The sequence below is a fragment of the Cysteiniphilum halobium genome (assembly GCF_003574425.1).
In the GTDB taxonomy this organism is placed as follows: Bacteria; Pseudomonadota; Gammaproteobacteria; order Francisellales; family Francisellaceae; genus Caedibacter; species Caedibacter halobius.
On record NZ_QLIU01000004.1, the window covers coordinates 14,273 to 32,342 of the forward strand.

Genomic DNA, 18,070 nt, shown 5'->3' on the forward strand with positions numbered 1-18,070 from the left:
ATATACCCATCACAAACTATTTTACAGAGTTTCTTTCTTTGCAACTCAACACCGCAAAAGACTTACGATGGGTATTAATTCAATAAGTCATTAGTTTAATCAAACTACTGTTATTTTAAAATACGCACTAAATACGTACTTTGCCATATTGTTATCGTCAAATTCGCACATAAGAAAAAGTTATTATCCATTGTTATCATAACCACTTATTACTACGCTAAAATAAAGACAGAAACAGATGCTATTTACAGGGAACCATCATGTACAAATCCATTATTTTCTATACCAGCATGCTTATAACGAGCGTACTATATGCAGTCGATGCACCCACAGCAATCACTACATATAATAAATCAAGTAGCACATATGCCTCTTTATTTCCCATTCAAAAAGCTTCACTTTCAAGCCCAATGACGGGTGTTATTCAAAAAATTAACTTTCGCCCGGGAGATCAATTCAAACAAGGTGATGTGCTTGTTCAGTTTGATTGTGAGGAGGTTGATTTAAAAAGCAAGCGTGCTCAAGCAGAGCTTGATGCAGCCAGTGCACAATTAGATAGTACGACCGAGCTTATGCGCTTAAACTCCGCGAGCAAAATTGAGCTTGCCAAGGCAAAAAGTCAATTTGAAATTGCCAAGGCTGATCTTAACATCATGAAATTTCAACAAAAACAGTGTCAGGTTTTGGCTCCTTATCATGGCGAGGTAGTGCATCAATCAGCCCAAGACAATGAAACAGTTAAAACCGATGATCCATTAATTGATATCATTGATAATCGTGAACTTGAGATTAAGATGTACATCCCTTCAACCTGGCTACAACATGTCAAAATACATACACCTTTTACTTTACTTTTAGATGAGCTACCTAAAGCGCGGTTTCACGCAACTGTAACAAAGATCGTCGGACAAATTGATCCAGCCAGCCAATCTATTTTAATTTATGGCAAGCTGACAACATCAGATACAAGCAATGAGCTAACACCACAAATGCTTTTCTCTGGCATGAGTGGCATTGCCTACTTTGATCTAGATACACAAACACCGGTTAGTAAGGAGTAGGCAATATGAAAGACACATTAGCCAATCTTCTTTCTTTACAACAAGAATTAAGAGAAATTAACAAACTCAATGAGCTTGCTTTTTTTATAGCGCATCAAAGCAAAATAGTGATTGACTATCAACGCGCTCTGGTGTGGAGCTCTTGGCAAAATAAACATATTCAAATCAAGAGTGTTTCAGGCATTACTCGTTTAAACAAAACAAGCCCCTATCAGATATCAGCCATTCAATTTATTGATAAATTAATCACTTATTATGCACAAAGTACAGAGCTACAAACGATTGATAGCGAAACATCTGTTGAAGCCGTCAATAAAATCTGGCTGGAGCCCTTATCAAAATATGCAACCTTTTATTTCTTTCGTAATAACCGCAAAGAAATCATCGGTGGTGTGCTGTTATTAAACAACGCACTACCTGAGGAAAATGAGTTTAAACAATTTGATTGGATTGTCCATTCGTACAAACAAGCATGGTTTCATTTAAGCAAACCGCGTAACATCTTTGGCCAATTTGCTTATTATTTTAAAAGTCGTAAACGTCGCATTATTTGGCTGGTCATTATAGCGGCATTTCTTGCGATGTTTATTCGTGTGCCGCAAAGTGTATTAGCACCTGCTACAATTATCGCCAAAGATCCTATGATCATTACCGTACCAATGGAAGGTGTAATTGAAACTGTTTTTGTAAAACCTGAGCAATATGTCACGCAAGGTGAGGTCTTATTTGATATGGATAAGCGTGATCTTATCAATGCCAATGAGCTTGCGCAAAAAGAGCTTGCCACAGCCACTGCCAAATACAAAACAGCAATTCAAAGCAGTTATCAAGATATTGAAAAACGTGCTGAAATTCAGGTTTTACAAGCTTTAATGCAAGAAAAACAACTCGAAGTTAACTATACCGCACATTTGATTAGTGAATCAGATGTAAAAAGTCCCATTAATGGTATTGCCATTATTGATACCCCTAATCAATGGTTTGGTAAACCTGTTGTGACTGGTGAAAATGTGATGCAAGTGGCAACGCCTAGACAGGTTGAGATGGAAATTTGGCTGCCTGTAGCTGATGCCATTAGCTTTAATAAAGGTGATAAAGTGAAGTTGTTCTTGAATGCTGACCCACTTAATCCCGTTTATGGCACCATAGATTATGCAAGCTTTGAAGCAACTATTACACCATCACAAATCTTAGCCTATCAAGTAATTGCACGCATTAACTCAGATCAGGATATACCTAAGATTGGTAGCCAAGGAACTGCCAAATTAATGGGCAATAATGTCAGCTTATTTTATTACTTGTTCCGCAAACCAATCACAACCTTACGACAATTTTTCGGGTGGTAAATTATGCAGATGTCAATGAACTCAGAATTACCAGAGATTCTTCCTCCTTTACGTGAAGGTGTTGCACTGCAAAAAGGTGGTATGGACTTTAATAATAGTCCAACATGGGTTGTTCAAGACCTTTTGAATAATCGCTTTTTTCATCTTGGCTGGCGCGAGCATGAGATATTGCGCTTTTGGCAGCGCATTTCTCCTGATGAGTTAATCAACACGGTTAAAGCAAACTCACTTGCACAAGTTAGCATAGATGACATCACACACATGCTAAAATTTTTATCACAAAACTGCCTGATTGAACAACCTTTCAGCACTATGAAAACCATTAATGAAGCGCAATCATCCAAAAAAACCAATTGGTTTTTATGGCTTGCCAAAAACTATTTGTTCTTTCGTATTCCGCTGGTCAAGCCAAATCGTTTTTTAAATGCTATTTATCCTTATATGCGTTTTGCACTTGGTAAAGGTTTCGCACTTAGTATGATACTGTTAGGCATTATTGCTATTATTTTTACTCTAAGACAATGGGATCAATTTACCCACACATTTTTTGCGCTGTTCTCCATTCAATACATCTTACTTTATGGTATTGCATTAATACTTGCTAAAAGCTGTCATGAATTAGGTCATGCTTTGATGTGCAAGAAATATGCGTTGAATGTCCCGACCATGGGTATAGCATTTTTGGTGATGTTTCCGATGCTTTATACCGATACCGGAGAAAGCTGGAAAATCAATGAGCCTAAAGAGCGTGTAACCATTGCATTAGCAGGTGTGATTACTGAAACATATATTGCCATCTTTGCCTTGTGTGCCTGGCTATTAATGCCTGAAGGAGCGCTCAAAAGTATCTGCTTTTTTCTAGCAACTTATAGCTTAATGACAACCTATATTATTAATATCAGCCCTTTTCTGCGCTTTGATGGTTACCATGTGCTTTCTGATATTCTAAGCATGCGCAATCTGCAAACACGTGCCTTTGCACTGACTAAATGGAAATTACGCGAGATGCTATTTGGACTTAACATGCCTGCACCTGAGCAATTTTCTAAAGCGCGTCAACGTGTTTTGATCACTTATGCAGTATTGACCTGGATCTATCGCTTTGTGCTCTTTCTAGGAATTGCAATTATGGTCTATTACTTATTTTTTAAAGCGCTAGGTATTATCCTATTTGTCATTGAAATCGTTTATTTCATTTTACACCCCATTTATCGTGAACTAAAAGTCTGGTGGAGTATGAAAAGCAACATATCACTTAATAAAAATACCTTAATCTTATTAATTATTATGCTTATTTTAGTGGGTTTATTTTTCATTCCATGGCAATCACAGGTCTCATTGCCAGCAACCCTATCTTATCAAACCAAGCCACTTTATACCGAGATTGCAGCACGCGTTGTATCTGTCAATGTTAAAAAAGGGGATAGTGTTAAAAAAGGACAACTCTTAGCACAACTGGCGTCTGATCAACTTGATTTTCAAGTTGCACAAACTAAGGAAAAACTAAAGCAGTTAATCTGGCAACAAAGAAATAGTGTCCACTTTCAAACGAAACTAGACCAACAATCCGTGTTACAAACACAAATTAATCACACTAAAACACAACTAAGTCAATTGTTAAAACAACAAGATAAGTTAAAATTTACCGCGCCTTTTGATGGCATTGTCGAATCATTATCTGAGGATTTGCATCCTGATGCTTGGCTTAAAGCAAAACAAGCACTAATGCTCATTGTTAATAACAAAACTTTGCAGCTACGCGCCTATACAACAGCCGATGATCAGGATCAATTAAAAGTTAATCAAAAGGGCTATTTTGTTCCTGAAAATATTGATCTTACAAAAATAGCTGTTGAGATTAAGTATATTGTGAGCTCACAATCAAGCATTTTCAAAAGTCAGAATGAAAATAAAGCAAACTTAAGCTATATTCATGAGGCAGCTCCGCTAAGCGCATATCATGCTTCAAATTTTGGTGGAAGCATTGCTGTTAACCCAGATAAAGAAGGGAAACTGACACCTCAGGAAAATGTTTTTCTAATTTTATTAACACTTAATTCACCTCTGCCTTATGAATTACCCCATGTTGTCAGAGGTAAGGTGTTTATTGATATTGAACGAAAATCACTCGCGGCACGTTTATGGCAACAGGTGCTTATCCTCTGGGTGAAAGAATCTGGATTTTAAACTACATGTTGGCTGAGCTCAGGGGGCATGTGTTGGCTGAGCGTTAGTCGAAGCCATTTGCTGCCTTCCCTCTTTCCCCTTCGACCGAGCTCAGGGGACGTGCGTTGGCTGAGCGTTCGTCGAAGCCATTGCTGCCTTCCCTCTTTCCCCTTCGACCGAGCTCAGGGGACGGTCTAATTAATCGCATCAATTAATGCTTTAAAGTAACTGGGTAACACGCCACGATCATACCAGCATAATGAAATTTCATGATCGTAAAACCAATTAGGTTTCAAAATTGCTACCTTGTTCTGATCGCAATACTGCTCAAAAAACTGCTTAGTAACTACCGTGTAGCCAAGCTCAAAAGCAACTAACTGCGCTAATTGATCCGGGGAGTTGATAAAATGCCGATCTTTGTGTGCAAATGGTAATAAGTTATATTTTGCCAGATAGGCAAACGTAATATCATCACTGCTGTCAAAATCGATAATATTCTCATTAAGAACAATATCTTTAATCGCCCGTTTTTCCCATGACTTAGGCACAATAAAAACATAACGTTCAGGTGACAATGCCTTAGCACACATTTCTTTTGAGACTTGTTTATTATTGACAATGGCCAGATCAACTTGTCCTGTCTTTAATAACTCATGTCGCGCCTCAATATCTTGAATCTGCAAATGTAGTCTTAACTGTGGATATAACTTAGCGATGCCTGTCACTACTTTCACAATCCGCGTTTTCATTAAAGTTGAAGGTGATACGAGTTTTAAAGCAATAATATTATCGCCTTCACTCATATTTAAGCTATGCAAATAACTGTTTTCCAAGTTTTGCATATCATGACAATATCTAAGGAGCACCTGCCCTTCTTCGGTAAGTTGCATGCCTTTGCGTGAACGGATAAAAAGGGAGGCGCCAAGCTTTTCTTCAAGCTGCTTTATTCTTTGCGTTACCGCAGTTTGCGTCAAAAAAAGAGTCTCCGCGGCAGCATGTACTGTTTTGTTTTTCTCAACACTTAAAAAGGCTTGTAGTAAAGGGCTTAGGCGAATCATCGTTTTTACTCCAATATTTTTAAGGCGTATACAATACGCCCCTACGGTAGGCTACGGGTTTGCTGGAAAATTTCATTAATCCCTTTTTTACCCAAAGCAAGCATTTGTGCAAAATCATCCTCTGAAAAAGGTTTACCCTCAGCCGTTCCCTGAATCTCAATAATGCCACCATCATGTGTCATCACAATATTCATATCGGTATCAGCATCTGAGTCCTCATCATAATCTAAATCAAGTACTGGTGTTTCTTTATAAACCCCTACTGAAATAGCAGCAACATGCGCTTGAATTGGCTTGGCGCCTTCTTTAACTAAACCATTTGCTTGCATATATTTCACCGCATCTTCAATTGCAAGACTCGCACCTGTAATTGCAGCAGTTCTTGTACCACCATCGGCTTGTAACACATCACAGTCCACTTTAATCGTAATCCCTGGAAACTCAGTCAAGTTTACTGCAGCACGCAAAGCACGACCAATTAAACGCTGGATTTCTTGTGTTCTGCCTGATTGCTTACCTCTTGCTGCTTCCCTATCGATTCTGGAGTGGGTTGAACGTGGTAACATGCCATATTCAGCAGTTAACCAACCTTGATTAGCATCTTTTAAAAACTTAGGCACTTCTTTTAATACCGATGCATTACATAGTACTTTGGTATCACCAAAAGAAACTAATACTGAGCCTTCTGCATGTTTGGTAAATTGGTGAACCACCGTCAATTTTCTCATTTCATTTGTTTGTCGTTGACTTGGACGCATTGTTCTTTTCCTTTTATTCTTTTTTGCTCTTCTTTTATTTATTTCATAGCTACCGTAGGGGCGTATTGAATACGTCCCAAGTATGCTCATCACTCTTACTTATAACAATTTGACCAACGATAAAATAAGCGTGGCTGATTGCTTAGCTGCTTCTTCAACAAACTGTGGAAAGTCATCCACTGCCTGACCATCTGCCGTATCTGAAATAGCCCGCAATATCACACAAGGTACATTTAGCTCATGGCATACTAGATTAACACTGGCACCTTCCATCTCAATCGCTTGTGCATTAAAGTGCTGCACAATCATGTCTTTAGCTTCTTTACTATGAATAAACTGGTCCCCTGTCGCAATAACACCTTCTTTTAAAGTGATACCATACGAATTCGCAACTTCTTTTAACTTAGATGTCAAATTCTGACAAGTTTCTATAAATACTTTACTGCCTGGAATTTCGCCCTTTTGGCGGCCAAAGGCTGTGATGTCAATATCATGTTGTACTGTCTGTGTTGCAACCACGATATCCCCTACTTGCACAGCTGTCGCGCCCCCTCCGGCAACACCAGAAAATAGAAGTGCTTTAGCACCAAAATGCTCAATCATCACCGTTGCTGTCAAGGTTGAAAACACTTTGCCGATTTTGCTATAGGCGATAATTAACTCATGCCCATGATAATGTCCTAGATAATAGGTATTGTTGGCATACTTTCTAGTCTCATAGGAGTCCAACTTGCTAAGAATTGGCGTAATTTCTTCGGGCATTGCCCCCATAATCGCAATTTTCATTGTTGTTTTTTGATTTGTCTTGGTCATGATTCATGGCAGATACTATACGTAAAACATCGTTAATTGACCATAAATAACTAAAACTTAGCATCATAATCAAATGCCGGATGCTTTGATAAGTCTATCACACGATGCGGCGATGGCTTGCCTTGTTTACCGGTCGATGTCCCACCATCATAAACACGAGCGATCCCCCACTTACCACTCCACACTAAACCATCATGATTATGCCCAAACAAGAGCATATCAATCTTATGTGCCTTTAGTATTTGGCCTAAATCATCTGAATCTTTTAAGTGGTGAAATGGGCGTGGCGAAAATGGATGGTGATGCAAATAAACCACACGATACGCTGCATCTTTAACATCCTCATCATGGCATAAGTAATTATCTAAGCGTTGTAATTGCGCCACACCCAACTGCCCTTCGGCAAATAATCGATCATACCAATGAAGCTCTTCAGCCATCGAATCAAGCCCCAAAAAGGCAATGTTATCAATAATTGTTTTAATCGGATACTGTACATCAATACTGCCATAAAAAGCCTGTTTGAATGCAGCAACATAACTACTACAGCCTATTGATCCTGTACCATAATCATGATTACCGGGAATAACAAGCACATGAAATCCGGCGCGTTTCAATCGATTGATTTGCGCTAATGCTTCATCATAAGCACCGTCGTTTGTTGCATCTTCAACAATATCACCGGTGATCACAATAATATAATCATCTGCCTTTTCTTTGGTAAAGATAATACGCGTAACCAAATCACGCATAACTGAGGATAAATTTTCATAGCCTAAATGCGTATCAGTTAAGTGAATAATCCGTTTCATCATCAATCCTTTTATTTATTTTTTGACACAGTTTGATTATAGCTAAACTTTCGATATAAAAAGAAATGTATCGCTAGTCTTGTTAAAATTTCATTGATGTACCGATCGGAAATCATTTTGCAGTGCTTAGTTGCAAGTTGTCAAAAGTACTCAAAATGCAAAGCAAAAAATTCTGTAAAATGGTTTGTGATGGGTATAAAATCAGGCAACGCCGTTTGAATATGGACAGATTAATCAATATGCTTAACAAAAATCAACATAAGGTTCTACTGCTATCAAGCTTAGATGACATACTGATGAATCGCATGATTAAAAAATAAGATTTATGACAATTGTTCGCGTCCTAGTGCATGGCCCCTTTGCTGAGGGACTTGATTATCTTTACCCTGTAACACTAACTGCAATTCCCTTCACACGTGTTATCGTCCCGCTTGGCACACGCAAGGTTATCGGTGTGATTAGTGAGATTAATCCAAAAGTGAGTTTTGCTAAGAGTAAACTAAAACCAATTATTAAAGTACTTGATCATCATGCGCTATTATCAACAAAAGCGATTGATATGATTAAATGGCTAGCAAACTACTATCAATGCACTTTATATCAAAGTTTACGATTATCGTTACCAAAACACTATTTGCAAAAAGAACAGCCTGAATGTGCCAAACACATTATTTATACGTTAAATAATACTAATAGCAATGACTTTAAGCTTGCTAAAAATGCACATAAACAGCATAAAGCATTAGCCTTATTACGTAAACATGGCAGTGTTTCACATGATACTTTTATCACCCATGAGATAACATTGACGACTATTAGATCACTCATAAACAAAAAGGTAATTACCCAATCTGAGCACAAACTACCACAAAAAAAACAAGCAGATACACCAATAACATCTCGTACGCTCACTGATGCACAGCAAAGCGTTGTCAATACAATTTGTCAGCATCTTCACCACTTTAAAACCTTTTTACTTTTTGGTGTGACAGGAAGTGGTAAAACAGAAGTTTATATTGAAGCAATTAAACCTGTTATTCAAAGTGGCAAACAAGCATTGATTTTAGTCCCTGAAATCAACCTCACCCCACAAACTTTGACACGCTTTGAACAAAACTTTAATGAACCCATTGCCGCTATCCATTCGCAACTGACTGATCAGGCACGCTTTGAGCTGTTTGTTAAAGTACAAAATGCTGAAATTAATATTATTATCGCAACACGCTCTGGCCTTTTATTTGACGCACCAAATCTTGGCATGATTATTGTTGACGAAGAGCATGACGCCTCCTACAAGCAACAAAACATCCCCACCTATCACGCACGTGATATTGCGATTGTTAAAGCACAAAAGTATAATATTCCAATTATCCTAGGCAGTGGTACACCCTCTTTAGAGAGTTATTACCATGCACTAAATAACAAGTATCATTTATTAACCTTAAAAAATCGCGCACTGAATCAGACCAATAATCAAGTGCATATTATTAACTTGCAAAAAAGTAAAACACAAGCAGGCTTAAGCCCCATATTGATTGATAAAATCAAACAAACTATTGCTAACAATCAACAAGTACTACTGTTTATCAATCGTCGCGGTTTTGCTCATAGCTTAATCTGTCAGGATTGCGGCTGGTGTGCCCATTGTAATCAATGTGAAAAACCTTATACCTTACACACCAAGCCACAGCATTTGGCATGCCATTTTTGCGGTAAGGCACGTGAAATTATCCTGCAATGCCCCAACTGCCAATCACATAATTTAGCTGATATTGGTCATGGTACCGAGAAATTAGAAGACGAGCTTGCTATATTATTACCAAAGGCTAACATTGCGCGCTTAGATCGCAGTTCCACACAAAAAAAAGGCACTCTTGAAGGGATGATTAATGACATCAAATCACAGCATATTGATATTATTGTTGGCACACAGATGATTGCCAAAGGTCATGACTTTCAAAACGTAAGTCTTGCTGGCATTATCAATGCTGATGCTGGTTTTTACAGTCAAGATTTTCATGCCGTTGAGAAAACGGCACAATTAATTATCCAAGTCGCTGGTAGAACAGGGCGTGGCAATAAGCCGGGAGATGTTTATATCCAAACATATCAACCAGACAATCCTTTATTGCAACTCATTTTACAAGCAGACTATGAGAAATTTTTAACACATACCCTTGAAATACGTAAGCTTTTACACTACCCACCCTTCTCCTATCAAACATATATTTACGCCCAGGCCAGTAAGACACAGACTTGCACACATGCTTTACAGCAACTTAATCTTGCACTTTTAAAATGCAATGAACTCAAGAAACTACACTGTCAAATTTCACATGTATTACCGGCAATTAATATTAAGCAAGCAGGAAATTATCGCTTTATGTTGATGTTAACCGCTAATACACGCAAGCAATTGCAACAACTACTAAATTCCGTTAGTAGTGCCATCAATCTTGCGCGCAAGAAAGTTAAGATCACGATTGACGTTGACCCAATGGATATAAAATAACTTTTAGAAAATTGATGTCATTTAATGCATAGTCCCAGCTAAGATACAAGCTTAATAAAAATCCAAATAGGCTATAAATGGTCTCGTTTATTATGTTCTTATTTTGCCTTGTTTTACCATTTATTAAACCAAGGCATCACACTTTGGGCCGTATTGCTCATACTTTTTACCCAAGTCATTATTTGTAAACTTCTTAAAGTTTTTGACAAACATCTCAGCAAGCTTTTGATATTGTGCATCATAAGCATCTTTATCCGTCCATGTATTACGAGGGTTTAAAATATTGCTATCAACATCATGTAAGACTTGCGGAATCTCAAAACCAAATACCTCATCTTTGCGTAACTGAGCTTGATCAATCGAACTATCAAGTACTGCATCAATAATTGCACGTGTATCTTTGATCGAAATACGATGACCTTTGCCATAGCCACCACCAGTCCAGCCTGTATTAACCAAATAAGCACTTGCACCATGTTCTAGCATTTTCTTGCCTAGAATTTCAGCGTATTTTGTTGGATGAAGTAACAAAAACGGCTGACCAAAACATGATGAAAATACCGCCGTTGGCTCTTTCACACCTAGCTCAGTGCCCGCAACTTTTGCCGTATAACCCGATAAGAACTGATACATTGCCTGCTCAATCGATAGCTTTGACACTGGTGGCAATACACCATAAGCATCACAAGTTAAGAAAATAATCTTGGTTGGGTGTCCTGCTTTAGATACAGGTTTAACAATATTATCAATATGATAAATAGGATAAGAAACACGCGTATTCTCAGTTTTGGCATTAGATGAAAAATCAATGGTTTTGTCATCATTTAACACAACGTTTTCAAGTAACGCATCACGGCGAATTGCATGATAAATATCTGGCTCATTTTCTTCAGATAGATTAATGGTTTTAGCATAACAGCCACCTTCTAAATTGAAGATGCCATCATGATCCCAACCATGTTCATCATCACCAATAAGTTGACGTTTTGGATCCGCTGACAGCGTTGTCTTACCAGTACCTGACAAGCCAAAGAATAATGCTGAATCACCTTTTTTTCCAACATTTGCAGAACAATGAAAAGAACCAATTTCCTGCAATGGCAAGAAGTAATTCATCATTGAAAAAATACCCTTTTTGATCTCACCACCGTACCATGTCCCACCAATTAAAGTCATGTGCTCAGAGATATTGAATGCAACGAACGTCTCTGAATTTAGACCCCACTTTTGATAATCTTCACATTTTGTCTTACATGCATTTAAAATCGTCCAATCAGGTGTGAAGTTTTTAAGCTCATCTGCCGTTGGGCGAATAAACATATTTTTAAAAAAATGAGCCATCCATGCAACTTCTGTGACCAAGCGCACAGACAATCGTGTTTCAGGGTTAGCACCACAAAAACCATCCATGACATAAAGCTTTTTATCATTTAGCTGTGTTGTTGCCAATGTTTTTAAATGCTGCCAGCTTTCAATAGATAGTGGCTTATTATCCGAACCATCTTTTGCCCACCAGACATTTTTCTTTGCTTCAGCAGTTTCAACAATAAATTTGTCTTTTGGCGAGCGACCAGTATACTTACCAGTATCTACGGCCACAGCACCAGTAGCTGTTTCAATACCCTTTTCATACCCTTGAGCAATTGCTGAGGTTTCGTGATCATACAAGCCTTCAAAAGAAATATTGTGAAATATTTCTTTTGTTTCATTAATTCCACATTTTTTCAGCTGAAAAAGTAGCATTTTTGTAAATTCTCCATTGTTTTGTGCATAAATATAATAATATGCTAAATAAAAATGAACAACCCACACTGACCAACTTTATCGAATTTTTATTCGCTTTATCAAGCTTGCTATTGAGCTCACTGATAAAGCAATTTACAATAATCACCGTTAACCAAATTAAAATCCGAGTAACCAATGTCTGAAACTGCACATAAGACCAATTTTATACGTAATATTATCGACACAGACCTTGCTGAAAATAAAACGCACGGCAAAGTTATCACACGCTTCCCACCAGAACCAAATGGCTACCTGCACATTGGGCATGCCAAATCAATTTGCCTGAATTTTGGTTTGGCACTGGACTATCAAAAAGGGCCTTGCCATCTACGCTTTGATGACACCAATCCAGCTAATGAAGAAACAGAGTTTGTTGCAGCGATTAAAGAAGATATAAAATGGCTTGGATTTGACTGGGGAAGTCACCTCTTCTACGCCTCTGATTACTTTGAAACATTTTATGCTCTAGCAATCAAACTGATTAAAGATGGTCATGCCTATGTCTGTGATTTAACAGCTGATGAAGTACGCACCTATCGTGGTACACTTACTGAAAAAGGCAAAGATAGCCCATATCGCAACCGTAGCGTTGAAGAAAATTTACAAAAGCTTGAACAAATGCGTCAAGGACGCTTTGATGAGGGTTCTTGTACACTACGCGCCAAAATTGACATGAGCTCAGGCAATATCAATATGCGCGACCCAGCCCTTTATCGGATTAAAAAAATTACGCACCCACATACGGGGGAGCGTTGGTGTATTTATCCGATGTATGATTTTGCACACGCCGCCTCTGACGCCATTGAGAAAATCACACACTCGCTCTGCACGCTTGAGTTTCAAGACCATCGCCCATTATATGATTGGGTTGTCGAAAAATGTGGCTTTACAAACAAACCACAACAAATTGAATTCTCACGCTTGAATTTGAACTACACCATTACCAGCAAACGCAAACTAAAGTACCTTGTTGAACATAAGCTTGTTTCTGGCTGGGATGATCCAAGAATGCCAACCATTCGTGGATTGCGCCGCCGCGGTGTGACACCCTCTGCTATCCGTCGTCTTGTTGAGCTTGTTGGCATTTCAAAACAAGACTCTATTACTGATTACAGTTTATTTGAGGAGGTTATTCGTGATGATTTAAATCAAACTGCTGAGCGTCGAAATGCCGTATTGAAGCCATTATTGGTTGAAATTGATAATCTAGAAAATGAAGTACTAAATGTACCAAATCACCCACAAAATCCTGACTTTGGACGCAGAGATATCACAATATCAAATCATATTTACATTGAATATGATGATTTCATGGAGCAATTAGAGAAAGGGCATAAAAAACTATCTTTAAATGGACGCGCACGTTTATTAAATGCTTATGTTATCGAATGCTACGATCTTGAGAGAGACCACTTAGGTCATATTACTAAACTTAAATGCCGCTATTTACCCGAAACATTAGGCGGCAAAAAACCAAATGATGGCATTAAACCACAAGGAATATTGCACTGGGTTGACGCTAATCATTGCGTCAATGCTGAGATTAGACAATATGATCGGTTGTTTAAGTGTGAAAATCCAGGTGCACTAGAAAATCTAGAGCAAGGCTTAAATCCACACTCGTTGGTTATTGTGAATAATGCCAAGCTTGAAGCTTCCTTAGCACAAACTATACACGATATGCGTTTTCAATTTAATCGTTTGGGTTATTTTTGCGCTGATCAACGTGATCACAGCGCCCAGAACTTTGTATTTAACCAAATCGTTAATCTCAAAGACACTTGGGCAAATTGAAGTAAACTTACAGCCATTTCATTATTTTCGGTTGATTTTAATTATAAAAGCATTTATAAATACTGCCAGAGCGGAAGAGGTCAAACATGAAATCTAGAAAGCTGATTATAGATCAATACTTAAATTGCAAGCTATATCAGCTTTATTGATCTCTCATATAGCTTCTGACTCTTATGCCCATCGTAAATTAGTTTGTGGTGCTTAGTTGTGAAGTGGTTTGTGAGGATTTTGATTAAGTTAAATTGCAGGAAGTAGTCACGACTATTGCAAAAATTTAGCACATCAAAGCACGCAAAATGCAAAGCAACTAATTCTATAAAATAGTTTGACATGGGTAGAAATATTATATAACAACCACGGGAGAATTATTACATGTCAAATGAGGTTATTACCTCTAGAGGACTACCTAAGCCATTTTGGGTGATCTGGGGAATCGAATTATGGGAACGCTTCGGTTATTACGCAACGCAGGCTGTTTTAGCACTTTACTTTGTCAGTCATTTAGGCTTTAGTCAGGAGTTAAGTATTTATACTTTTGGCTCATTTGCAGCCTTTGTCTATGGATTTATCTGGGTTGGCGGTTATGTCGGCGATAAATACCTAGGCGCCAAACGCACTGTTGCACTCGGTGCTATTATTTTATTTATCTCATATCTAGCACTAGCAATGTCTACTAAAGGGACCATATTTTATGCGCTTGGTGGCGTTATCGTCGGTAATGCCTTGTTTAAAGCAAACCCATCGTCACTCATCTCTAAGCTATATGAAAAAGGTGATCCTGCTTTAGATGGTGCAATGACCTTATACTATATGGCGATTAATTTAGGCTCATTTGTCTCTATGCTTATCGCACCAATCGCCGCACAAGCCTATGGCTGGCAAGCTGCCTTTTGGATCAGTGCCTTTGGTTTATTACTTGGTCTTTTAAATTATTTTGTCTTTTATAAAGTCTTGGGCTCGATCTCAACTGAAGCTGGTGCAAAGCCGATGATTTTTGGTCGTTTGATTACCATTATTGTCGCCTCAATTATTGCTATTATTATCTTTGGTAAGCTGCTGCCGCATACTACTGCTTGTTATACAATAGTTTATATTGTTGTTGCCGGCGGCTTTTTATACTTCTTAAAAACCGCATTCAGCTTGAAAGGCTCTGATCGCATACGCATGCTTATTGCATTTCTTTTGATTCTTGAAGGAATTGTCTTTTTTGTGCTTTACTTTCAAATGCCAACCTCATTGACATTTTTTGCCGTACATAATATTGATAACAATGTCTTTGGTTGGACGATTCCAGCAGCTTCTTATCAGGTATTAAACCCACTGGTGATTATTATTGCTTCGCCTATTTTAGCCGTGATTTATAAAAAATTACCTGGCACACATGTCACAAAATTCTGCTTTGGTATGACCTTGTGTGGATTGGCGTTTTTAGTGCTTTTCCTACCTCGATTCACCGCTGCAGGCACTGGCTTTGCTTCACCTTGGTGGATGGTATTGACTTATGCCTTGCAGTCTACGGGAGAGTTATTAGTCTCTGGCTTAGGTGTTGCCATGGTTGCCGAGCTTTGCCCACGTGCAATGTCAGGCTTTGTTATGGGTATCTGGTTCTTGACGTCTATGCTGGCAGGACCATTAAGTGCCTTTGTTGGTAATATGACTTCTCCTCCAAAAGGTATAACCTTAAGCACATTAGAAAGCTTACATGTTTATACTGGAGTATTTGCTCAAATCGGTATTGTCACTTTGATTATTGCTGCCATCATGTGGTTATCACGCCCTATTCTGAATAAATATATTCATGATAAAAAAGACATCACTAGTGATCATCAAATCAATGAAGTAATCAACTAAATATCTTTTATACTTCTTTATATTTCTACTTGCACTATTTGCTATTTTCTGTAACTTTAACTGCATTAACAAATCTTTACTTAAAGGACTTACTTAATGGCGGTTCATACCCAAAATATTAACCAATATTTTCAATGGATTATATCCCTCATCTTAGAACATCTACCAAGTGTTATGCTTGCTGTGATTATTTTTGTTGTTGGGCTTATTCTTGCCAAAATTATTCGCTCAACCACACAAAAGTTATTGTTTAAAACCAAACTAGATAAAGCAGTAACGATGTTTTTAATGCAGATATTGCATATCTTCCTGGTTATCTTTGTCATTCTTATCGCACTAAGTGAAATGGGTATATCAACCACACCACTAACCGCTGCTATTACCGCACTTATTGTGGGTATTGGTATGTCACTTAGAACTTCTGCTAATATCATTGTTTCTGGTATTATGATTGTTTCAACACGCCCGTTTAAAATTGGTGAATTTGTCGATATGGGTGGGACAAGCGGGACTGTTGAAGCTATTAGCTTTGTCTTTTGTACACTGCGCACCACCGATGGCCGTGAAGTTAAAGTACCTAACAGTTTAGTGACTTCGCGCATTATTACTAATTTTTCTAATAACGAATTTCGTCGCAACGATTTTATTATTGGAATTGGTTATAACAGTGATCTTAAAAAAGCCAAAGTACTATTACAGGAACTGATAACAAGTAATAAAAATATCATTCAAGAGGGTGACAAAGCACCTATTATTCGTGTTGATGACTTAGCTGATAGCAGTGTTAATCTACTGGTTCGCTATTGGACGAAACGCGCTGACTTCCAAGAAACAAAATGGACATTAACTGAACAAACCAAACTGTGCTTTGATGAACATGATATTGAGATTCCCTTCCCGCAAAGATCTCTACATATCGAAAACAATCAAGCTCAACTTAGTGTAGATAAAAAATAATTTGCTAACACCAGATCGTCAGGTGTCGTTATTTTGATATTACGCTTATCTCCATCAACAATCATTGGCTGGTGATCAAGTGCTTCAATCGCCGATGCTTCATCCGTTACGACAATATTATTATGTAAACAAAAATAGTATCCCATTAATAAAGTGCGGTAGCGAAATACCTGAGGCGTCTGTGCAAGATAGATTTTTTTTCTATCGAGTGTTTTAACAATATTAAATTCTGTATCTATTGCTTTAACCGTATCATGTGCAGCAATTGCTAAAATGCCACCAATGGCATTCTCAACTCGGATTGCTGCATAAAGTCTTCGAATATCATCCAACCGCACACATGGTCTTGCTGCATCATGCACAAAAATCCAATCATCATCACTAGCCACATTTTTTAAAGCCATCAAGGCATTACGCACACTATCACTGCGCTCTTTACCACCAGCACATATCTTAATGCGTGCATTGCTAATATGAATTGAATCCTTCCAGTAACGATCTTTTGAATTCAAGGTAACAACGACCAAATCAAAAAAAGGCTCACTTAACAAACGTGAAATTGTCGTATCCAGAATTGATAAACCATTATCCAATTTAATATATTGCTTAGGCTTATCTTGGTTCATACGACTACCAACACCACTTGCAGGGATCACTAGAATTCGTTTCATCCGTTGTCTTCCTGTAATGCAAGCTTTTTATCTTGGGGAGTAACAATTTGATAGAAAATCTCACCATTTTTAATAAAGCCAAGATTAGCGCGCGCCATACCTTCAAGTACTGAGTCATTTTGACGTAAAGAGACGATCTCAGCATACCAGCGCATATTGCGTGCTAAGAGTTTATCATTTTTTTGCTGTTTGATACTTACTTGCTCATCCAATGTGCGCATTGCAAAGAAACCCGTTTTGCTCCACCAGAAATCATATTGTAAACCAACAATAGCAATAAAAAGTAGTGCAATAAACAGAGTATAACGTGAGATCATTATGCTTTTGGTTGCGTTTCTGCTGTCTTATCGTTTTGCTCAACTGTTGTCGTATTTTCTTTGCTTTGTTTAGCTTCTTTGGCGACTTTATCTTTTTCTTGACTGACGTCATCTGCGACTAAGACTTCTGTTTTCTCAACCATATGCTCTTTGACTTCAGTAGTATGAT

At 38.0% G+C, this 18,070-nt stretch carries 14 protein-coding genes; 7 read left to right on the forward strand and 7 right to left on the reverse strand.

Features of this window, described 5'->3' with window-relative positions; translation table 11 throughout:
• Window positions 1–260 precede the first annotated feature (260 nt).
• Genes DNK85_RS01785 through DNK85_RS01795 form a run of 3 tightly spaced genes read left to right on the forward strand, consistent with a single transcriptional unit; the run spans window position 261 to window position 4,594 of the window.
• Window positions 261–1,061, forward strand: a complete 801-nt coding sequence (locus DNK85_RS01785) for an efflux RND transporter periplasmic adaptor subunit (protein ID WP_119327870.1) — start codon at window positions 261–263, stop codon at window positions 1,059–1,061.
• A 5-nt stretch (window positions 1,062–1,066) separates the two neighbouring features.
• Window positions 1,067–2,407, forward strand: a complete 1,341-nt coding sequence (locus DNK85_RS01790) for an efflux RND transporter periplasmic adaptor subunit (protein WP_119327871.1) — start codon at window positions 1,067–1,069, stop codon at window positions 2,405–2,407.
• Window positions 2,408–2,422: 15 nt separating this feature from the next.
• A complete protein-coding gene (locus DNK85_RS01795) occupies window positions 2,423–4,594 on the forward strand; it encodes an HlyD family efflux transporter periplasmic adaptor subunit (RefSeq protein ID WP_162896467.1) in 2,172 nt (723 codons plus the stop codon).
• Between the two features lie 173 nt (window positions 4,595–4,767).
• Here the strand turns inward: DNK85_RS01795 and DNK85_RS01800 are convergent, their stop codons facing one another.
• The 4 genes from DNK85_RS01800 to DNK85_RS01815 all read right to left on the reverse strand — a co-directional run bounded on the left by DNK85_RS01800 (window position 4,768) and on the right by DNK85_RS01815 (window position 8,014).
• Window positions 4,768–5,631: a LysR family transcriptional regulator gene (locus DNK85_RS01800; protein WP_119327873.1), complete on the reverse strand. Its 864-nt coding sequence runs from the start codon at window positions 5,629–5,631 to the stop codon at window positions 4,768–4,770.
• A 41-nt stretch (window positions 5,632–5,672) separates the two neighbouring features.
• Entirely contained in the window at window positions 5,673–6,389 is a 717-nt protein-coding gene (gene rph / locus DNK85_RS01805; protein ID WP_119327874.1) for a ribonuclease PH, read from the reverse strand.
• A gap of 99 nt (window positions 6,390–6,488) precedes the next feature.
• Window positions 6,489–7,202, reverse strand: a complete 714-nt coding sequence (locus tag DNK85_RS01810) for a 5'-methylthioadenosine/adenosylhomocysteine nucleosidase (RefSeq protein WP_235842345.1) — start codon at window positions 7,200–7,202, stop codon at window positions 6,489–6,491.
• A 50-nt stretch (window positions 7,203–7,252) separates the two neighbouring features.
• Complete coding sequence (locus DNK85_RS01815; RefSeq protein WP_162896468.1) at window positions 7,253–8,014, reverse strand: metallophosphoesterase family protein; 762 nt, start codon at window positions 8,012–8,014, stop codon at window positions 7,253–7,255.
• Window positions 8,015–8,339: 325 nt separating this feature from the next.
• Here DNK85_RS01815 and priA point away from each other — a divergent pair, with 325 nt between their 5' ends.
• Window positions 8,340–10,526 (forward strand): replication restart helicase PriA, encoded by a 2,187-nt coding sequence (gene priA, locus DNK85_RS01820; protein WP_119327876.1) that lies wholly within the window; start codon window positions 8,340–8,342, stop codon window positions 10,524–10,526.
• 123 nt (window positions 10,527–10,649) lie between these two features.
• Here the strand turns inward: priA and pckA are convergent, their stop codons facing one another.
• Window positions 10,650–12,269 carry a phosphoenolpyruvate carboxykinase (ATP) gene (pckA, locus tag DNK85_RS01825; protein WP_119327887.1) on the reverse strand — a complete coding sequence of 540 codons (1,620 nt, stop codon included), beginning with the start codon at window positions 12,267–12,269 and terminating at the stop codon, window positions 10,650–10,652.
• Window positions 12,270–12,446: 177 nt separating this feature from the next.
• On the opposite strand from pckA, the gene DNK85_RS01830 reads away from it, so the two are divergent.
• From DNK85_RS01830 to DNK85_RS01840, 3 genes are all read left to right on the forward strand, one after another.
• Window positions 12,447–14,105, forward strand: a complete 1,659-nt coding sequence (locus DNK85_RS01830) for a glutamine--tRNA ligase/YqeY domain fusion protein (protein WP_119327877.1) — start codon at window positions 12,447–12,449, stop codon at window positions 14,103–14,105.
• A gap of 372 nt (window positions 14,106–14,477) precedes the next feature.
• The gene (locus tag DNK85_RS01835) at window positions 14,478–15,956 is read left to right on the forward strand and encodes an oligopeptide:H+ symporter (protein WP_119327878.1); all 1,479 of its coding nucleotides are present in this window, start codon (window positions 14,478–14,480) and stop codon (window positions 15,954–15,956) included.
• Window positions 15,957–16,052: 96 nt separating this feature from the next.
• Entirely contained in the window at window positions 16,053–16,913 is an 861-nt protein-coding gene (locus tag DNK85_RS01840) for a mechanosensitive ion channel family protein (RefSeq protein WP_119327879.1), read from the forward strand.
• Here DNK85_RS01840 and ispD read toward each other — a convergent pair.
• Entirely contained in the window at window positions 16,889–17,584 is a 696-nt protein-coding gene (gene ispD / locus DNK85_RS01845; RefSeq protein WP_119327880.1) for a 2-C-methyl-D-erythritol 4-phosphate cytidylyltransferase, read from the reverse strand. The genes DNK85_RS01840 and ispD overlap by 25 nt on opposite strands.
• Entirely contained in the window at window positions 17,581–17,901 is a 321-nt protein-coding gene (locus tag DNK85_RS01850) for a septum formation initiator family protein (protein ID WP_119327881.1), read from the reverse strand. The genes ispD and DNK85_RS01850 overlap by 4 nt, the downstream gene beginning before the upstream one ends.
• Window positions 17,902–18,070: the final 169 nt, after the last annotated feature.

Bases quoted from the DNA above. Each gene is read 5' to 3' on its own strand.
- DNK85_RS01840 (WP_119327879.1), top strand. From the start codon at position 16,053: ATGGCGGTTCATACCCAAAATATTAACCAATATTTTCAATGGATTATA.
- priA (WP_119327876.1), top strand. From the start codon at position 8,340: ATGACAATTGTTCGCGTCCTAGTGCATGGCCCCTTTGCTGAGGGACTT.
- DNK85_RS01835 (WP_119327878.1), top strand. From the start codon at position 14,478: ATGTCAAATGAGGTTATTACCTCTAGAGGACTACCTAAGCCATTTTGG.
- ispD (WP_119327880.1), bottom strand. From the start codon at position 17,584: ATGAAACGAATTCTAGTGATCCCTGCAAGTGGTGTTGGTAGTCGTATG.
- DNK85_RS01850 (WP_119327881.1), bottom strand. From the start codon at position 17,901: ATGATCTCACGTTATACTCTGTTTATTGCACTACTTTTTATTGCTATT.
- pckA (WP_119327887.1), bottom strand. From the start codon at position 12,269: ATGCTACTTTTTCAGCTGAAAAAATGTGGAATTAATGAAACAAAAGAA.
- DNK85_RS01815 (WP_162896468.1), bottom strand. From the start codon at position 8,014: ATGAAACGGATTATTCACTTAACTGATACGCATTTAGGCTATGAAAAT.
- DNK85_RS01800 (WP_119327873.1), bottom strand. From the start codon at position 5,631: ATGATTCGCCTAAGCCCTTTACTACAAGCCTTTTTAAGTGTTGAGAAA.
- DNK85_RS01795 (WP_162896467.1), top strand. From the start codon at position 2,423: ATGAACTCAGAATTACCAGAGATTCTTCCTCCTTTACGTGAAGGTGTT.
- rph (WP_119327874.1), bottom strand. From the start codon at position 6,389: ATGCGTCCAAGTCAACGACAAACAAATGAAATGAGAAAATTGACGGTG.
- DNK85_RS01810 (WP_235842345.1), bottom strand. From the start codon at position 7,202: ATGACCAAGACAAATCAAAAAACAACAATGAAAATTGCGATTATGGGG.
- DNK85_RS01830 (WP_119327877.1), top strand. From the start codon at position 12,447: ATGTCTGAAACTGCACATAAGACCAATTTTATACGTAATATTATCGAC.
- DNK85_RS01790 (WP_119327871.1), top strand. From the start codon at position 1,067: ATGAAAGACACATTAGCCAATCTTCTTTCTTTACAACAAGAATTAAGA.
- DNK85_RS01785 (WP_119327870.1), top strand. From the start codon at position 261: ATGTACAAATCCATTATTTTCTATACCAGCATGCTTATAACGAGCGTA.